This window comes from Mycobacterium sp. E1747 (assembly GCF_001667775.1).
In the GTDB taxonomy this organism is placed as follows: Bacteria; Actinomycetota; Actinomycetes; order Mycobacteriales; family Mycobacteriaceae; genus Mycobacterium.
In genome coordinates this window covers 29,739-48,103 of sequence record NZ_LZJI01000248.1, presented here as the reverse complement: position 1 = coordinate 48,103, position 18,365 = coordinate 29,739, and the positions used below count along the sequence as shown (strand labels likewise).

Here is an 18,365-nt window from a genome sequence, read left to right as displayed (position 1 = left end):
CGGCCACGCGCCGCCACGATGCGCGCCGCGTCTGCCAGCGACACCACGCCGGCCACCTGCGCCGCGGCGATTTCGCCGACCGAATGGCCCAGCACCACATCGGGAGTAACCCCCCAGGACCGCCAGAGCGCGGCCAGGGCGACCTCGAACGCGAACAACGCCGGCTGGGCGAACTCGGTGCCTTGCAACAGCTGCGCGTCGGTGCCCCACATCACCGCGCGCAGCGGCGAGCGCAGGTGGGGATCCATCTCCGCCGTGGCCTCGTCGAAGGCGCGAGCGAAGGCCGGGAACCGTCGATGGAGTTCACGGCCCATCCCCAGCCACTGGGAACCCTGACCGGGGAACACGAAGGCCGTCTTGGCCGCGGGCCCGGCACGGCCGGCGATCACGCCGGGGGGAGACTCCCCGCCCGCCAGGGCGCGCGTCAGCGCCCGGGGGTCCCCGCCGACCAGCACCGCCCGGTGCTCGAACACCGAGCGGGTCGTCGCCAACGACCACGCCACGTCCGCCGCGCCCAGCCCGGGGTCGTCGACCCACGCCGCCAGCCGGCGTGCCTGGTTGGCCAGGGCCGGCTCCGAGCGTGCCGACAGCACCCACGCGAGCGGCGGTTCGGGCGGTTCGGCGGGCGTATCCGGTTGCGGCGGTGCTTGTTCCACGATGACGTGCGCATTGGTGCCGCCCATCCCGAAGGACGAGACCCCGGCGCGGCGCGGCCGCCCCACCGCCGGCCAGGGCAGCGCGGCGGTACTGACCCGCAGGTGTTCGAGTTCGGAAACGCCGTCGGCGTAGTTGAGGCTTGCCGGCAGCACCGAATGCCGGACGGCCAGCACGGCTTTGAGCAGGCCCGCAATTCCGGCGGCGGCGCCGGCGTGACCGATGTTGGTCTTGACCGAGCCGACGAGCATCGGGCGCTCGCGCGCACCGAACACCTCGCCAAGCGCCCGGGCCTCCACCGCGTCGCCGACCCTGGTGCCGGTGCCGTGGGCCTCGATGTAGTCGACGTCGTCGCCGCCGAGCCCGGCGGCGGCGAGCGCCCGCCGGATCACGTCCACCTCACCGGCGGCCGAGGGCACGGTCTGACCCGCGGCGCTGTGCCCCGCGTTACCCACGGCGCTCCCGCGGATGACCGCGTGAACGCGGTCCCCGTCGCGCAGGGCCGCCGGCAACGGCTTCAGCAGGACCAGTCCCCCGCCCTCGCCACGCACATAACCGTCCGCGCGCCGATCGAACGCATAGGTGTGCCCCGACGTCGACAGCGCACCGAATTCGCGCTCCAGCATTGCGGTTTCGTCGGCCAGGTTGAGGTGCACCCCGCCGGCGATCGCCAGCGTGGACTCGCCGGCGCGCAGGCTTTCACAGGCGAGGTGCACGGCGACCAGCGAGGACGACTGGCCGGAGTCGACGGTCATGCTCGGTCCGTGCAAGCCGAAGGCGTACGAGACCCGGTTGGCGATCATTGCCCGGCCGATGCCGACGAACGAGTGGTGGTCGAGGTTGTCGGCGATGTCGCGCAGCGTAAGGACCGCGTAGTCATCGGCCATCGCACCGACGTATACCGAAATGGGCTTTCCCCGAACCGTTTCGGGCACCACGAACGCGTCCTCGAAGGCTTCCCAGGTCAGTTCGAGGGCCAATCGCTGACGGGGATCCATCGCGCACGCCTCGCGCGGCGAGAGGTTGAAGAAGTCGGCGTCGAAGTCGGCGACGTCCCCGGGCAACCGCGTCGCTTCCCGGCCGGCGCGGATCAGATCCCAGAACTCGCGGGGGCTTGCCGCGGCGGGGAATCGGCACGCCATGCCGATGACTGCGACGTCCGTCATGCTAGGGGCCGATCTCCTCATCGAGGATGGCGAAGAGCTGGCTCTCGGTGGCGGTGGCGATGTCGTCGTCGAACGGGTCGTCGGGCTGCTCCGGGTAGGGAGCTTCCGCCGGGCCGGTCAGCGTGTGCAACAGGGCTTCCAGCCGGGTGACGAGCTGCGCCTTGTCGCCGGGGCTCCAGTCGGATTGGCCGAGCAGCCCCTGCAATTCGCGGGCCACGTCGTTGAAACGGGCCATCCGGTCGGGCGGCTCACCGGTCGTGCCGGTGGACAGCTGGCCGTCGAGGTGCTCGGCCAGGGCCGAAGGCGTCGGGAAGTCGAAGATCAGCGTCGGCGAAAGGGTCAGGCCGGTCGCAATCTTGAGGCGGTTGCGCAGTTCCACGGCGGTCAGCGAGTCGAACCCGAGATCCTGAAAAGCCTGGTCGGCGTTGACGTCCGCGGTGCTGTGCCCCAACACCGTTGCGGCGTTGCCGCATACCAACTCGACGAGCTCGAGCCGCCGCTGCTCGGGGGTCAGGCCGTCGAGCCGCGCCCGCAAGCCAGTCAGCGACACCATGTCGGTGGGGTCGAGGACCCGCCGGGCTCGGCGAGTGGCCAACCGGCTCAACAGCGGTGGCAGCGCGGCGCCGCCGTGCGCCAGCGCGGCCGTGTCGAGCCGGGTGGCCACGACGACCGGCGGCTCGGTCAGCAGTGCGGCGTCGAGCAGGTCGAGCGCCTGCCGGGTGGACAGCGGGGCCAGCCCGGCGCGGCTCATCCGGGCCTTGTCGCGATCGCCCAGGTGCCGGGTCATGGCCGACGACTCTTCCCACATTCCCCAGGCAATCGACAGGGCGGGCAGGCGGTGGGCGTGGCGGTACGCCGCCAGCCCGTCCAGGAAGGAGTTCGCGGCGGCGTAGTTGCCCTGGCCCGGCGCGCCGACGATCCCCGCCATCGACGAGAACACCACGAACGCCGCCAGATCCAGCTCCCGCGTCAGCTCGTGCAGGTGCCACGCCCCGTCGACCTTGGACCGCAGCACCGTGTCGATGCGCTCCGGTGTCAGCGAGGCGATCACCGCGTCGTCGAGCACCCCCGCGGCGTGAAACACGCCGCGCAGCGGGAAGCGCTGCGGCACCCGCGCCAGCAACCCCGCCACGGCGTCCCGGTCACCGACGTCGCAGGCCACCACCGACACCTCGGCGCCCGCCTCGCGCAGCTCGGCGACCAGCCCGGACATCCCGTCCGCCCGCTCACCGCTGCGGCTGACCAGCATGACGTGCCTCACCCGGTAGCGGTCGACCAGGTGGCGGGCCACGGCCGAGCCCGCCATGCCGGTTCCGCCGGTGATTAACGCGGTGCCGCCGGCCAGGCCGGCCGGGCCGTCGGGCATGGTGAGCACCACCTTGCCGATGTGGCGGGCCTGGCTGACGAACCGGTAAGCCTCCGCGGCGCAACGCACGTCGAAGGCCTTGACGGGCAAGGGGTTTAACGTTCCGGCGGCGAACAGCCGCATCAGTTCGTCCGACATCTCCGCGATGCGGTCGGGGCCGGCCTCCATCAGGTCGAAAGCGCGGTAATAGATCCCCGGATGGGCCGCCGGGTCGCGCAAATCTGTCTTGCCCATTTCGATGAAGCGCCCGCCGGGGCCCAGCAACCGCAGCGACGCATCGGTGAACTCGCCGGCCAGCGAGTTCAGCACGACGTCCATGCCGGCATCGCCCGTGGCGGCGGCGAACTTCTCCTCGAAGTCCAGCGTGCGCGAATCAGCGATGTGCTCGTCGTCGAGGCCCATGGCGCGCAGGGTGTCCCACTTGCCGCGGCTGGCGGTCGCGAACACCTCGGCCCCCCAATGCCGGGCCAGCTGCACGGCCGCCATCCCGACGCCGCCGGCGCCGGCATGCACCAGCACCCGCTCGTCCGCGCGCAGGCCGCCCAAGACCGACAACCCGTGATACGCCGTCAAGAACACCACCGGCACGCCCGCTGCCTGCGCGAACGACCAACCCGACGGGACCCGGGTCACCAGCCGGCGATCGACGACCGCTTCCGACCCGGTCAGGCCCAAGATGCCCATCACCGCGTCGCCCGCGGCCAAATCCGTGACACCGGGCCCGATCTCGGTCACCAGGCCGGCGCCCTCGGCGCCCAGCTGCGCGACGCCCGGATACATGCCCAGCGCTACCAACACATCACGGAAGTTCACCCCGGCCGCGGCGACCGCCACCCGCACCTGCCCGGCCGCGAGCTCCACCGGGGGGCCCGACTGCACCGCCAAGTCCTCCAACGTCCCGGCGTCACCGGCGGCTAGTCGCCACACCGACGGCGCCTCGGGAAGGGGCAACAGCGGGTGCGGCTTGAGCGGCTGCAGCCGTGCGCCGTAGGCGATCCCTGCGCGCACCACCAATTGCGGTTCGCCGCAGTCGATTACGGAGCCGAGATCGAGCGAACCGTCGGAGTCGACCAGCACCGCCCGGCCCGGCTGCTCGGCCTGCGCCGAGCGCACCAGCCCCCACACCGCGGCACCGGCGAGGTCCGAGAGCTCCTCGCCGGGCAGCGCGACGGCGCCGCGGGTCAGCACCACCAACGGCTCGACGTCGCCAACCCTGGACTGCAAAACGCCCAGCGCCTCATGGGTGGCGGCGTAGACCGATCCGACCACCCCGTCGCCGTTCGTGGGCGGCCGCCACACGTCGGGAGCGGGGTTACCGGCGTTGTCGGCCAACGTGACGGGGGACCACACCGCCTCCAGGAGTTCCCCGCCCGCGGAGCGGGCCGCCGCGGCCGCCGACAGTTGGGCGGCCGACACCGGCCGCGTCACCAGCTCCCGCACCGATAGCACCGGCACGCCCGACGAATCGGCCAGTTCGATTGACACGGCGCCCTTGCCCACCGGCGCCAGCCGCACCCGGACCCGCGACGCGCCGGCCGCGTACAGGCATACTCCTTGCCAGGAGAACGGCAAGACGGTCTCGGCGTCCCCGTCGGCCACGCCCAGGGCGTGCAAAGCCGCATCCAGAACCACCGGATGAATCCCGAAGCCGCCCACGGTCACGCCGGCCTGCTGCGGCGCCTCGACCTCGGCGAAGATTTCGTCCCCCCGCCGCCACATCTTCCGCAGACCCCGGAAGGCCGGGCCGTAGCCGTAGCCGCGCCGCGCCAAATCGTCGTAGGCGCCGGTCACGTCGACCGCGGTGGCGCCGACGGGCGGCCAGACCGACAGGTCCGCGTCCGGCGCGGGCGACCCTTCGCTCAGCACACCCTGGGCGTGCAAGGCCCAGTCCGGACCGGCCTGCGAATAGACCGCCACGGCGCGGGATCCGGCCTCGCCGGCGGCATCCACCACCACCTGCACCCGCACCGCGCCGGCCGGCAGGGGCAACGGGGCCGACAGCGTCAGCTCCTCGATCACCGGGCAGCCGACCTCGTCGCCGGCCCGCAGCATCAGCTCCACAAACCCCGCACCCGGGAACAGCACCGTCTGAGTCACCGCGTGATCGGCCAGCCACGGCTGGGCGGCCGTCGACAGCCGGCCCGTCAACACCACACCGCCCGAATCGGGCCGCTCCACCACCGCGCCCAGCAGGGCATGCTCGGCGCCGGTCAACCCCAAGCCGGCGGGGTCGCCGCCGCCCACCTCCTGAGACGACAGCCAAAACCGGCGCCGTTGAAAGGCATACGTCGGCAGGTCGACGCGGTGGGCGGTCAGGCCGGCGAACGCCGCGGCCCAGTCCACCTCGGCGCCGGAGACGAACAGCTGCCCGGCCGCCAGCAGCAGCGAATCGATTTCGGGACGGTCCTTGGCCATCGACACCGCCGCGACGGCGGGCTCCCCCGCCAGCGACCGCTCCACCGCGGCCGTCAACGCCGCCCCCGGGCCCACCTCCACAAAGGCGCCGGCGCCCAGCGATCCGGCCACCCGCACGCCGTCGGCGAACCGCACCGGCCGGCGCACGTGCTCGACCCAGTAGTCCGCGGACCCGTATCCGGGCTCCGCCAATCGCCCAGTCACGTTGGACACCAGGTCGATTCGCGGCGTCCCGGGCGAGACCTCAGCCAGTACCGCGGCGAACTCCTCGATCATCGGCTCCATCAACGGTGAATGGAAGGCGTGCGAGACGGCCAGCCGCCGCACCCGCCGGCCGCAGTCAGCCAGCCGATCCGTCACCGTCGTGACCGCGGTCCGCTCGCCGGAAAGCACCACCGCATCGGGTCCGTTGACCGCCGCGAGGCTCACATCGCCGTTGAGCAGCGGCGCGACCTCGGCCTCGGTGGCGCTCACCGCGACCATCACCCCGCCGGCCGGCAGCGCCGCCATCAACCGCCCGCGGGCCACCACCAGCCGGGCCGCGTCGGGCAAAGACAACACCCCGGCCACGCAGGCCGCCGCGATCTCCCCCACCGAGTGGCCGATCACCAGATCGGGGGTTACCCCACAGGACCGCCACAGCGCCGCCAGGGCGATCTCGAGGACGAACAACGCCGGCTGGGCGAACTCCGTGTTTTCCAACAGGTCCGGGTCGCCGCCCCACATCACGTCGCGCAGCGGCAGCCGCGCGTGGCCATCCACCGCCGCCACCGCCTCGTCGAAGGCCTGAGCGAACGCCGGGAAGCGTTGACACAGTTCGCGTCCCATCCCGAGCCGCTGCGAGCCCTGGCCGGGAAACACGAACACGCGCTTGCCCACCGGGCGGGAACGCCCGATCACTACACCCGGGCCAGGCGTCCCGGACGCCACCCCGGCCAGCCCAGCCATCAGCGTGTCCCGATCGCCGCCCACCAGCACGGCCCGGTGTTCCAGGGCCGCCCGGGTGGTGGCCAGCGACCAGCCGACATCCAGCGCGCGCAGCGCGGGCTGGGCATCCAGGTATGCCGAGAGCCGCCCCGCCTGCGCGGCCAACGCTTCGGCCGACCGGGCCGACACCACCCACGGCATCACCACGTCGGATTGGTCACCTTGCACCGCAACGGTTTCCGGATCGGCCGGCGGCTGCTCGACGATGACGTGGGCGTTGGTCCCACTGATCCCGAACGACGACACCCCCGCCCGCCGCTGCCCGTCCCGCGCCGGCCATGGCTGGGGTTCGGTCAGCACCGACACCGCGCCCGCCGACCAATCCACGTGCGGCGAAGGCACATCCACGTGCAGCGTCTTGGGCATCACCCCATGCCGCATCGCCTGCACCATCTTGATCACGCCGGCCACCCCCGCCGCGGCCGACGTGTGGCCGATGTTGGATTTGATCGATCCCAGCCACAGCGGCCGGTCCGCCGGGCGGTCCTGCCCGTAGGTCGCCAGCAGGGCCTGGGCCTCGATCGGATCACCCAAAACCGTTCCCGTGCCGTGACCTTCGACCACGTCGACGTCGGCCGCGCTCAACCCGGCGTCGGCCAGCGCCGCCCGGATCACCCGCTGCTGGGACGGCCCGTTCGGTGCGGTCAGCCCGTTGGAGGCGCCGTCTTGGTTCACCGCCGAACCGCGCAGCACCGCCACCACCGGATGGCCCAGCCGCCGGGCGTCGGCCAGCCGCTCCAGCACCAGGACGCCCGCGCCTTCCGACCACGACGTGCCGTCCGCGGCACCCGCGTACACCTTGCACCGGCCGTCGGGAGCCAGCGCCCGCTGCCGGCTGAACTCCACGAACGCGGCGGGGGTGGCCATCACCGTCACACCACCGGCCAGCGCCAGGTCGCACTCCCCGGAGCGCAGCGACTGCGCCGCCAGGTGCATGGCCACCAACGACGACGAACACGCCGTGTCGATCGACACCGCGGGGCCTTCCAGCCCCAGCACGTAGGACACCCGGCCCGAGGTCACGCTCAGCGTCGAACCGGTCAGCCCGTAGCCCTCCAACTCCCCCTTGACCTCGCCGCCGTAGCCGGCGTGGATGACGCCGGCGAACACGCCGGTCGCCGAGCCACGCAACCCCAGCGGGTCAATCCCCGCCCGCTCCAACGCTTCCCACGAGATCTCCAACATCAATCGCTGCTGGGGATCCATCGCCAGGGCCTCGCTGGGCCCCACCCCGAAGAAGCCGGCGTCGAAATCCGCCGCGTCCCGCAGGAAGCTGCCCTGGCGGGTGTACATCTTCCCCGCCGTGTCGGGATCGGGGTCGTAGAGGCCCTCGACATCCCAGCCGCGATCCGCCGGGAAGTCCGACACCGTATCGCGGCCGTCGTTCACCAGCTCCCACAGCGTCTCCGGCGAATCGACCCCACCGGCGTACCGGCACGCCATACCCACCACCGCGATCGGTTCGGACAGCTTGCCTTCCAGCTCCAAGACGCGTCGCCGCGCCCGCCGGAGATCGGCCGTCAGGCGTTTCAGGTAGTCGACGTGCTGCGTGGTATCCGGCATCGCGGTCTCAGCGGCCGAGTTCTTCATCGAGGATGGCAAAGAGTTGGCTTTCGGTGGCGGCGTCGAGGTCGGCGTCGAGGCCCTCGGGTTCGGGGTGATCGGCGGGGCCCACCGCGGCGAGCAGGTGGTGCAGGCGCGCGCGCAGCGCCGATTTGTCGGATGGGTCCCAGTCGGGTCGGGTCAGTAGCGCCTGCAATTCCCGGGTGATGTCGGTGAAGCGGGCCATCAGGTCGGGCCGGTCGTCAACCGGACCGGCGGACAGGTGGCCGTCGAGGTGCTCGGCGAGGGCCGCCGGCGTGGGATAGTCGAAGATCAATGTGGGCGAAAGGGTAAGGCCCGTCGCCGTTTTCAGCCGGTTGCGCAGCTCGACGGCGGTGAGCGAATCGAAGCCGAGATCCCCGAACGCGCGGCCGGCGTCGATGTCGCCCGGGTTGGGCAGGCCCAGCACGGTCGCCGCGTTGGCGCGGACCAGGTCCACCAGCTCACGCTGGCGCGCGTCGGGCGCCAGGCCGTGCAGGCGCGCGGTGAGACCGGTCAGCAGCGCGGTCGTGTCGACGTCGTCGACAACGCGGCGGGTGGTGCGGGCGGCCAGCTCGCTCAGCAACGGTGGCAGCGCAGCGGCGTTGTCGGACAGGGCGACCCGATCCAGGCGGGCGGCCATCAGCACCGGGGTCTCGAGCAGCATGCCGGCGTCGAACGATTCCAGCGCCTGCTGGGTGGACAGCGGCGCGATGCCGAGCCGGCTCATTCGGGCCTTGTCGCGCTCCCCGAGGTGCGCCGTCATCGCCGAGGCTTGCTCCCACAGCCCCCAGGCCAGCGACAGGCCCGCAAGCCCGTGCGCCCGCCGGTGCGCGACCAGGCCGTCGAGGAAGCTGTTGGCCGCGGCGTAATTGGCTTGGCCCGGCGTCCCGACGATGCCGGCCATCGACGAGAACACCACGAACGCCGACAGGTCGAGGTCCCGGGTCAGCTCGTGCAGGTGCCAGGCGCCGTCGACCTTGGCCCGCAACACCGCAGCCACCCGATCCGGGGTCAGCGAGGCGATCAACCCGTCGTCGAGAACGCCGGCCGCATGCACCACGGCGCGCAGCGGATGCTGCGCCGGAATCTGCGCCAGCATCGCCGCGACTGCGCCGCGGTCCGCGACGTCGCAGGCCACCACCGACACGCCTGCCCCGGCCTCCCGCAGCCGGTCCACCAGCTCCGCGACCCCCGGGGCCCCGGCGCCGGCCCGGCTGACCAGGACGACGTGGCCGACGCGATAGCGGTCGACGAGGTGGCGGGCCAGCGCCGACCCGGCCATGCCGGTCCCGCCGGTGATCACCACGCTGCCGCCGACGAGCCCGCCACAGCCACTGAGCACGGCGCCGGGCCCGGTCGGGATGGTCAGTGCGACCTTGCCGATGTGGCGGGCCTGGCTGACGAACCGGTACGCCGCCGAGGCGCAGCGGACGTCGAAGGTCTTGAGCGGCAACGGTGTCACGGCGCCATCCCGCAGCAGTTCCACGATCTGGGCCAGCATCGCCGCGGTGCGGTCGGGTCCGGCCTCCAGCAGGTCGAAGGCCCGGTATTGCGCGCCGCGATGTTGTTCGGCGACGACGCGCGGGTCGCGGACGTCGGTCTTGCCCATCTCGATGAACCGGCCGCCGGGGGCCAACAGCCGCAGCGACGCGTCGGTGAACTCACCGGCCAGCGAGTTGAGCACCACGTCGACCCCGGCGCCGCCGGTCCCCGCCGCGAACTTCTCCTCGAAGTCAAGCGTTCGCGAATCGCCGATGTGGTCGTCGTCGAACCCCATGGCGCGCAGGGTGTCCCACTTGCCGCGGCTCGCGGTCGCGAACACCTCCGCGCCCCAGTGGCGTGCCAGCTGGACAGCGGCCATGCCCACCCCGCCGGTGGCGGCGTGCACCAGCACCCGCTCACCCGCGCGCAGCCCGGCCAGCACCGACAACCCGTAGAGCGCGGTGAGAAACACCACCGGCACCCCCGCGGCCGTGACCAGCGAGCAGCCCTGCGGCACCGGCGTGACCAGCCGCCTATCCACCACCGCTTCGGAACCGACCACACCGAGCAGCCCCATCACCGCATCACCAACCGCCAGGTGATCGACGCCGGGACCGACCTCGACGACCACGCCGGCGCCCTCGGCCCCCAACTCGCCGCCGCCCGGATACATGCCCAACGCCACCAACACATCCCGGAAGTTCACGCCGACCGCGGCCACCGCCACGCGGACCTGCCCGGCCTCCAGTTCCGCCCGCGGGCACGAGCCCACCACCAAATCCTCCAGCGTCCCCGCGCCGCCCGCGTCCAGCCGCCAGCCCCCGGGCGGCAGCCGCAACACCGATCCGCCGCGTGCCGGGCGCATCCGGGCCGCGTAGGCCACACCCGCGCGGACCACCAATTGCGGTTCCCCGCAGCCGATCACGGCGCGCGCGTCCAACGATCCGTCGGTGTCGATCAACACCACCCGGCCCGGCTGTTCGGCCTGCGCCGAGCGCACCAACCCCCACACCGCCGCGCCGGCCAGGTCCGCGACGTCCTCACCCGCGAGCGCGACCGCCCCGCGGGTTTGCACCGCCAGCGTTGCCGACTCCGGATCGGCCAGCCACGACTGCAGTACGCCCAGCGCCTCGGTGGTGGCCGCGTGCACCGACCGCACCGGATCGCCGCCGTGCGCACCGGGCTCCCACAGCCTGGCGTCGGAATGCTTGTCGCTCAACGCTATCGGTGACCACGCCACCTCGAAGAGTCCCTCGGCAGGCGCGGCGGCCGCGGCCAGCTGCCCGGCCGAGACCGGTCGCATCGCCAGGGAGCGCACCGACAAAACCGGCAGCCCGGACCCGTCGGCCAGTTCCACCGACACTGCCCCCGAACCGGACGGCGCTATCCGGACCCGCGCCCGGGCGGCGCCCCCAGCATGCAGCGTCACCCCCTGCCACGAGAACGGCAACACGGTTTGACCCTGATCGCCGGCGGCGCCGATCGCGTGCAGCGCCGCGTCCAGCAACACCGGGTGGATCCCGAAGCCGCCGTCCTGCGCGCCGGCGTCGTCCGGCACGGCGACGTCGGCGAAGATCTCATCACCTCGCCGCCACACCGCGCGCAGGCCGCGGAATGACCGGCCGTACTCGTAGCCGCGCTCGGCCAGCCGCGCGTAGGCGTCGCCCACGTCAACGGGCGCAGCCCCCGCCGGCGGCCACACCGACAGATCGGCGGACGGCGTCACCGCCGCCGGGCGCACCGAGCCATGGGCGTGCAGCACCCAGTCCGATTGCGCGGCAGCCGAATACACCGATAGCTCGCGCTGCCCCGACTCCGCGGCGGCACCCACCACCACCTGCACCTGCACGCCGTCGGTCGCCGGCAGCGCCAACGGGGCCGACAACGTCAGCTCCTCGACCGCCCCGCACCCGACCTCGTCGCCCGCGCGAATGGCCAGCTCCACGAACGCCGCACCGGGGAACAGCACCGTGCCGCCCACCGCGTGGTCGGCCAACCACGGCTGGGCGGCCGTCGACAGCCGGCCGGTCAACACCACCCCGCCCGAATCGGGCCGCGCCAGCACCGCACCCAGCAGCGCGTGCCGCGCACCCGCCAAGCCCAGGGTGGCCACGTCACCCGAGCCGGTGGCGCCACCCGGCAGCCAGAAACGCTGCCGCGCAAAGCCGTACGTGGGCAGGTCGACGCGCCGCCCGCCCAGACCGGCGATGGCGGCGCGCCAATCCACGGCAACGCCGGCCACATGGGCCTGGCCAGCCGACAACCAAAACCGCTGCAGCGACCCGTCGTCGCGGCCCAGCGAGGGGACCACCAATGCGTCAGCGCCGCAGTCGGTCACGGTGTCCTCGACGGCCGCCAGCAGGACCGGGTGCGGGCTGGATTCGACGAACACCCCGTAGCCGGCGCCGCACGCGCTGCGCACCGCCCGCTCGAACTGGACCGTCTGCCGGATGCTGCTGTACCAGTAGTCGGCGTCCAGGCCGGCGGTGTCCAGCAGTTCGCCGGTGACGGTGGAGAACAATGCGACCGAGGACGGTCGCGGCTCGATGCCGGCCAGCGCCTCGGCCAGCGCCGGGCGAATCGCGTCGACGTGCCGGGAGTGGGAGGCGTAGTCCACGTCGATCCGGCGGGCCCGCACGCCGTCGGACTCGCAGCGGATCATCAACTCGTCGAGCGCGCCGACCTCGCCGGACACCACCACCGCGGAAACACCGTTCACCGCAGCGACATTCAACCGTTCTCCCCAGCCGGCGATCAATTCCTCGGCCCGGCCCAGCCCGCACGCCAGCGACACCATGCCGCCCGCGCCGGACAATTCCACCAGCAGCCGGCTGCGCAACGCCACCACCCTGGCCGCATCCTCCAGGGAAAGCGCACCGGCCACGTACGCCGCGGCGATCTCACCCTGGGAATGACCGATCACAGCGTCGGGGACGACGCCCACCGAGCGCCACAACTCGGCCAGCGACACCATCACCGCCCACAGCGCCGGCTGGACCACGTCCACCCGGTCCAACCCGGGCGCGCCGGGCGCCCCGCGGATGACGTCGATCAGCGACCAGTCGACGTGTTCGGCGAGCGCCTTCTCGCAGCGCTGCAGGTGTTCGGCGAAAACGGCTGAACTGTCCAGCAATTCGGCGCCCATGCCGACCCACTGGGACCCCTGGCCGGGAAACACGAACACCGTCTTGCCGGCCGGCTGCGCCCGGCCCACCGCCGCGCCCACGCCCGGCGCACCGGCCGCCAGGTCGGACAGCCCCGCGATCAGGCGTTCGCGGTCCGCGCCGACCACGACCGCGCGGTGCTCGAACAACGACCGTGTCGAAACCAGCGACCAGGCCACGTCGACCACTCGCAGACCCGGGTCGGCGTTCAGCCGCGCCAGGAGCCGGGACGCCTGGTTGGCCAGCGCGTCGGCCGATCGGGCCGACAGCACCCACGGCGCGGGCGCGTCAGCACCCGCAGGGGCGGGGCTTTCCGGCGGCGGCTGCTCAACGATGACGTGCGCGTTGGTGCCGCTGATCCCGAAGGACGACACCCCCGCGCGGCGAGGCCGGTCCTGCGCCGGCCAGTCCCGCGCCTCGGTTAGCAGCGACACCGCCCCCGCCGACCAATCCACATGCGGCGTAGGCACATCCACGTGCAACGTCTTGGGCATCACCCCGTGGCGGATCGCCTGCACCATCTTGATCACCCCGCCGGCGCCCGCCGCCGCCGACGTGTGACCCATGTTGGACTTGACCGACCCCAACCACAGCGGCCGATCCGCTGGCCGGTCCTGCCCGTACGTCGCCAAAACCGCTTGCGCCTCAATCGGATCCCCGAGGGTGGTGCCCGTCCCGTGCCCCTCCACCAGGTCCACGTCCGCCGCCCGCAGGCGCGCGTCGGCCAGCGCGGCGCGAATCACCCGTTGCTGCGACGGCCCGTTCGGCGTCGCCAGCCCGTTCGAGGCGCCGTCCTGGTTAACCGCCGACCCGCGCAGCAGCGCCAGCACGCTATGCCCCGACCGACGCGCGTCGGACAACCGTTCCAGGACCAACACGCCGACGCCCTCGGAGAAACCGGTGCCGTCGGCGGCGCCCGCGTACGCCTTGCACCGCCCGTCGGCGGCCAGCGCCCGCTGCCGGCTGAACTCGATGAACATCGCCGGGGTCGCCATCACCGTCACGCCGCCGGCCAGCGCAAGGTCGCACTCGCCGGCCCGCAGCGATCGGGCCGCCAGGTGCAGGGCCACCAACGACGACGAACAGGCGGTGTCAACGGAAATGGCCGGCCCCTGTAGGCCCAGCTCGTAGGCCACCCGGCCCGACGCCACGCTCAACGTCGAACCGCGCAGCCCGTAACGCTCCAGGTGCCCCGGCACCCGGCCCTGGCCGCCGTACGAACCGTGGAAGATGCCGGCGAACACGCCCGTCGGCGAACCGCGCAGGGTGAGGGGGTCAATCCCGGCCCGCTCCAACGCTTCCCACGACACCTCGAGCAGCAGGCGTTGCTGCGGGTCCATCGCCAGCGCCTCGCTGGGCGCGATGGAAAAGAACGCGGCGTCGAAGTCGGCCACGTCGGCCAGGAAGCCCCCGCAGCGGGCATACGACTTACCCACCGCGTCGGGGTCGGGATCGAACAGGCCCGTCAGGTTCCAGCCGCGGTCGGCCGGGAAGTCCGAGACCACATCGCGGCCCTCGACCACCATCTGCCACAGGGCCTCCGGGGAATCCACCCCACCCGGGTACCGGCAGCCCATCCCCACCACGGCGATGGGTTCGGTTGCCGCCGAGAGGTATTCGCGCGTCTCGCGCTTCAGCCGCTCGTTTTCCTTCAGCGCGGCGCGCAGGGCCTTGACGAGCTCGTCGGGGTTGGCAGTCATGACGTCACCGAAGGTATGGGGGGCACAAGAAGCAACGCCTTCGGTCAGTGCCAGCGCAGCAACACGAGTTCGGAACAAAATCCCGGACCCATCGCGAGCATCAGGCCGGGGCTTCCGCTCGGTGGCGGCTTGGCCAGGGTGTCCCGCAGCACGTGCAGCACCGACGCCGACGAGAGGTTGCCGATCTCACCCAGCGAACGCCAGGTCAGCTCCAGCGCGTCCGGCGGCAGGCCGAGGCTCGCGTTGATGGCCTCGATGATCTTCGGACCGCCGGGGTGGCTGACCCAGGCGCCGATGTCGGTCGTCGTCAGCCCGTGCGCCCCGAGGAATCCGGAGACGTCCTGCTCGATGTGCTCCTCGACCACCTGGGCCAGGTCCTTGGCCAGGACCAGCTCGAACCCGGTGGCGCCGACGTCGTAGCCCATGGTGCGCAACGAGTCGGGGTAGAGCGTGCTGCGCGAATCCAGGATCGCCGGCCCGCCCGCGGCCACCCGTTCGGCGCGCCGCTCCCCGACGGCCACCACCGCGCCCGCCCCGTCGGCGAACAGCGCGCTGCCGACCATGCCCTGCAGCGTCGGCTTGTACCCCGGGTAGGTGAGCGAGCAGAGCTCGACCGAGATCAGCGCCGCGGCGGCGTCCGGCGCGCCCCGCAGGTAGTCGTTCAGCCGGGCCACGCCGGCGGCCCCGGCCACGCAGCCCAGGCCGAACAGCGGCACCCGGCGCACATCGTCGCGCAGCCCCAGCCGCCCGGCGATCCGGGCGTCCAGGGAGGGCACCGCGAGGCCGGTGACGGTCGTGGTGATGAGCGCGTCCAGGTCCTGCGGGCGCAGGCCCGCCTCGTCGAGGGCGCCCGACAGCGCCTCGCACCCGAGGTCGACGGCGTTTTCGATGAAGATCCGGTTCGCCGCGCCGAAGTCGGTCAGCGCCGGATAGCGCTCCAGCGGCAGCACCAGGTGCCGGCTGTTGACCTTGGCGGCGGTGTGCAGCTGCCGGACGATGTCCTCGTAGCCCTCGAAGTCGGGGATGCTGACGAAGAAGTCGGTGAGCTCGCGCTGGGAATAACGGTACGGCGGCAAGGCGCCGAATACGCCGGCGACGACGCTCATTGGTCCCACCCCTTGGTGACGAAGATCAGGGCCGAAATGTTCACCCGGATCGCTTCCCCCGGCAGTTTAGTCGGCTTGCAGGCGCCCGGCACAGAAACGAAAGTCCTCTCATTCCCCGCCGCCGAGCCGCGCCATGAGCTCCGCGGCCTCGGCCAGGACCGCTTCCAGCTGTTCGGCGACCCGGGCGGGAGCGGTCCCGCCCCGCCGGTCGCGCGAGGCCACCGAGCCCTCGATCGTCAGCACCTCGCGCACCTCGGGCGTCAGTTCGGGGCTGATGGCGGCCAACTCGTCGTCGGTGAGCTCGTCGAGCCCGACGGCACGCCCCTCGGCCACGCGCACGGCGGCCCCGGCGGCCTCGTGCGCGGACCGGAACGGCACCCCCCGGCGCACCAGCCATTCGGCGATGTCGGTGGCCAGCGTGTACCCGGCCGGGGCCAGCGCGGCCATCCGGTCGACGTCGAACGTCAGGCTGGCCACCAGCCCGGCCATCGCCGGTGCCACCAGCTCCAGCTGGGCCACCGAGTCGAAGACCGGCTCCTTGTCCTCCTGCAGGTCACGGTTGTAGGCCAGCGGCTGCGCCTTCAGCGTCGCCAGCAGCCCGGCCAGGTTGCCGATCAGCCGCCCGGACTTGCCGCGGGCCAGCTCGGCGATGTCGGGGTTCTTCTTCTGCGGCATGATCGAGCTGCCGGTGGACCACGAGTCGTGCAGCCGCACGTAGCCGAACTCCGTCGAGCTCCACAGGATGATGTCCTCGGCCAGCCGCGACAGGTCCACCGCGATCATCGCGAAGACGAACGCGGCCTCGGCGGCGAAATCCCGGGCCGCGGTCGCGTCGATGGAGTTGCCGGCGGCCTCCGCGAAACCCAGCTTGGCGGCGATCGCGTCCGGGTCCAGCCCCAGCGACGAGCCGGCCAGCGCCCCGGACCCGTACGGGGAGATCGCGGCGCGCTTGTCGAAGTCCACGATGCGGTCGACGTCGCGCAGCAGCGGGTGCGCGTGGGCGAGCAGGTGGTGGGCCAGCAGGACCGGCTGGGCGGACTGTAGGTGCGTCTTGCCCGGCATGATCGCGCTCGGGTGCGCGCCGGCCTGGGCGGCGAGCGCGGCCACCACCTCCAGCGTCGCCTGCGCGACCCGGCGCACCGCGTCGCGCAGCCACATCCGGAACAGCGTGGCCACCTGGTCGTTGCGGGACCGCCCGGCCCGCAGCCGGCCGCCCAGGTCGGGGCCGACCCGGTCGATCAGACCGCGTTCCAGCGCGGCGTGCACATCCTCGTCGGTGACCAGCGGTGTGAAGCTGCCGTCGGCCACGTCCTGCGCGAGGCTGTCCAGCCCGGCCAGCAGCCCGTCGCGCTGCTCCTCGTCGAGCAGTCCGGCGTGGAACAGGATCACGGTGTGCGCGCGCGAGGCGACGATGTCGTAGGGGGCCAGCACCCAGTCGAAGTGAGTGGACTTGCTCAGGGCGGCCAGCGCGTCCGACGGGCCGTCGGCGAACCGGCCGCCCCACAGGGAGCCCTCGCGCGTGCTCACGCTTCGTCGGCCGCCAGGTCCCGGCGGGACGCGATCTTCGACGACAGCCCGTGCACGTACACGAAGCCTTTCGCGGCGGACTGGTCGAAGCTGTCGCCCTCGTCGTAGGTGGCCAGGTTGAAGTCGTAGAGCGACTGCGCGCTGCGCCGGCCGTTGACGGCAATGTGGCCGCCGTGCAACACCATTCGGATCTCGCCGGTGACGTGCTCCTGGGTCTTTTCGACGAAGGCTTCCAGCGCGGTCTTCAGCGGCGAATACCAAAGCCCGTCGTAGACCAGCTCGGCCCAGCGCTGGTCGGTGTGCCGCTTGAAGCGGCCCAGCTCGCGCTCCAGCGTGACGTGTTCCAGCTCGGTGTGGGCGGTGATCAGCACCATCGCCCCAGGGGCCTCGTAGATCTCCCGGCTCTTGATGCCCACCAGCCGGTCCTCGACCACGTCGAGCCGCCCCACCCCCTGGCAGCCGGCGCGGCGGTTGAGCTCCTCGATGGCCGCCAACACCGAGACCGGTTTGCCGTCGATGGACACCGGGACTCCGCGCTCGAATCCGACGATCACCTCGTCGGGCGTGTTCCAGTTGATCGTGGGATCTTCGGTGTAGGCGTAGATGTCCTTGGTGGGCGCGTTCCAAAGATGTTCCAGGAAGCCGGTTTCCACGGCACGGCCCCACACGTTCTGGTCGATGGAGAACGGCGAGCGCTTGGTGACGTTGATCGGGATGGCGTTCTCCTCGGCGAACGCGATCGCCTTCTCCCGGGTCCAGGCGTAGTCGCGGACCGGCGCGAGCACCTCCAAATCCGGTGCCAACGAAGCGAATCCGACCTCGAACCGAACCTGGTCGTTGCCCTTGCCGGTGCAGCCGTGCGCGACGGTGGTGCCGCCGTGCTCGCGGGCCGCCGCCACCAGGTGCTTGGCGATCAGCGGCCGGCTGATGGCCGACACCAGCGGGTAGCGGTCCATGTAGAGCGCGTTGCTCAGAATGGTGGGCAGGCAGTAGCCCTCGGCGAACTCGTCACGGGCGTCGACGACGACGGCCTCCACCGCGCCGCAGTCCAGGGCGCGTTGGCGGACGACCTCCATGTCCTCGCCGCCCTGGCCGAGGTCGATCGCCACGGCCACCACCTCGCGGCCGGTCTCCTTGCCGATCCAGCTGATCGCGACCGACGTGTCCAGCCCGCCGGAATACGCCAGGATGACGCGATCTGACATGAACCAATC

The 18,365-nt window shown here is 72.2% G+C and carries 6 protein-coding genes; all 6 read right to left on the bottom strand.

The annotated features are described in order from the left end of the window. Positions 1-1,820 (bottom strand): type I polyketide synthase (locus A5695_RS26180; RefSeq protein WP_231974987.1); only part of this gene is annotated, 1,820 nt, incomplete at its 3' end. A 1-nt stretch (position 1,821) separates the two neighbouring features. Then, positions 1,822-8,151 (bottom strand): SDR family NAD(P)-dependent oxidoreductase, encoded by a 6,330-nt coding sequence (locus tag A5695_RS26175; RefSeq protein ID WP_369830240.1) that lies wholly within the window; start codon positions 8,149-8,151, stop codon positions 1,822-1,824. Positions 8,152-8,158: 7 nt separating this feature from the next. Next, a complete protein-coding gene (locus A5695_RS26170) occupies positions 8,159-14,518 on the bottom strand; it encodes a type I polyketide synthase (RefSeq protein WP_068089528.1) in 6,360 nt (2,119 codons plus the stop codon). A gap of 44 nt (positions 14,519-14,562) precedes the next feature. Further along, positions 14,563-15,624: a type III polyketide synthase gene (locus tag A5695_RS26165; RefSeq protein ID WP_068089526.1), complete on the bottom strand. Its 1,062-nt coding sequence runs from the start codon at positions 15,622-15,624 to the stop codon at positions 14,563-14,565. 108 nt (positions 15,625-15,732) lie between these two features. After that, complete coding sequence (gene argH, locus A5695_RS26160) at positions 15,733-17,151, bottom strand: argininosuccinate lyase (RefSeq protein ID WP_068089523.1); 1,419 nt, start codon at positions 17,149-17,151, stop codon at positions 15,733-15,735. After that, positions 17,148-18,356: an argininosuccinate synthase gene (locus tag A5695_RS26155; protein ID WP_067754900.1), complete on the bottom strand. Its 1,209-nt coding sequence runs from the start codon at positions 18,354-18,356 to the stop codon at positions 17,148-17,150. The genes argH and A5695_RS26155 overlap by 4 nt, the downstream gene beginning before the upstream one ends. Positions 18,357-18,365 lie beyond the last annotated feature (9 nt).

Excerpts from the sequence above, each read along its gene's own strand:
- A5695_RS26175 (WP_369830240.1), bottom strand. The coding sequence starts at position 8,151 with ATGCCGGATACCACGCAGCACGTCGACTACCTGAAACGCCTGACGGCC.
- A5695_RS26170 (WP_068089528.1), bottom strand. The coding sequence starts at position 14,518 with ATGACTGCCAACCCCGACGAGCTCGTCAAGGCCCTGCGCGCCGCGCTG.
- A5695_RS26165 (WP_068089526.1), bottom strand. The coding sequence starts at position 15,624 with ATGAGCGTCGTCGCCGGCGTATTCGGCGCCTTGCCGCCGTACCGTTAT.
- A5695_RS26155 (WP_067754900.1), bottom strand. The coding sequence starts at position 18,356 with ATGTCAGATCGCGTCATCCTGGCGTATTCCGGCGGGCTGGACACGTCG.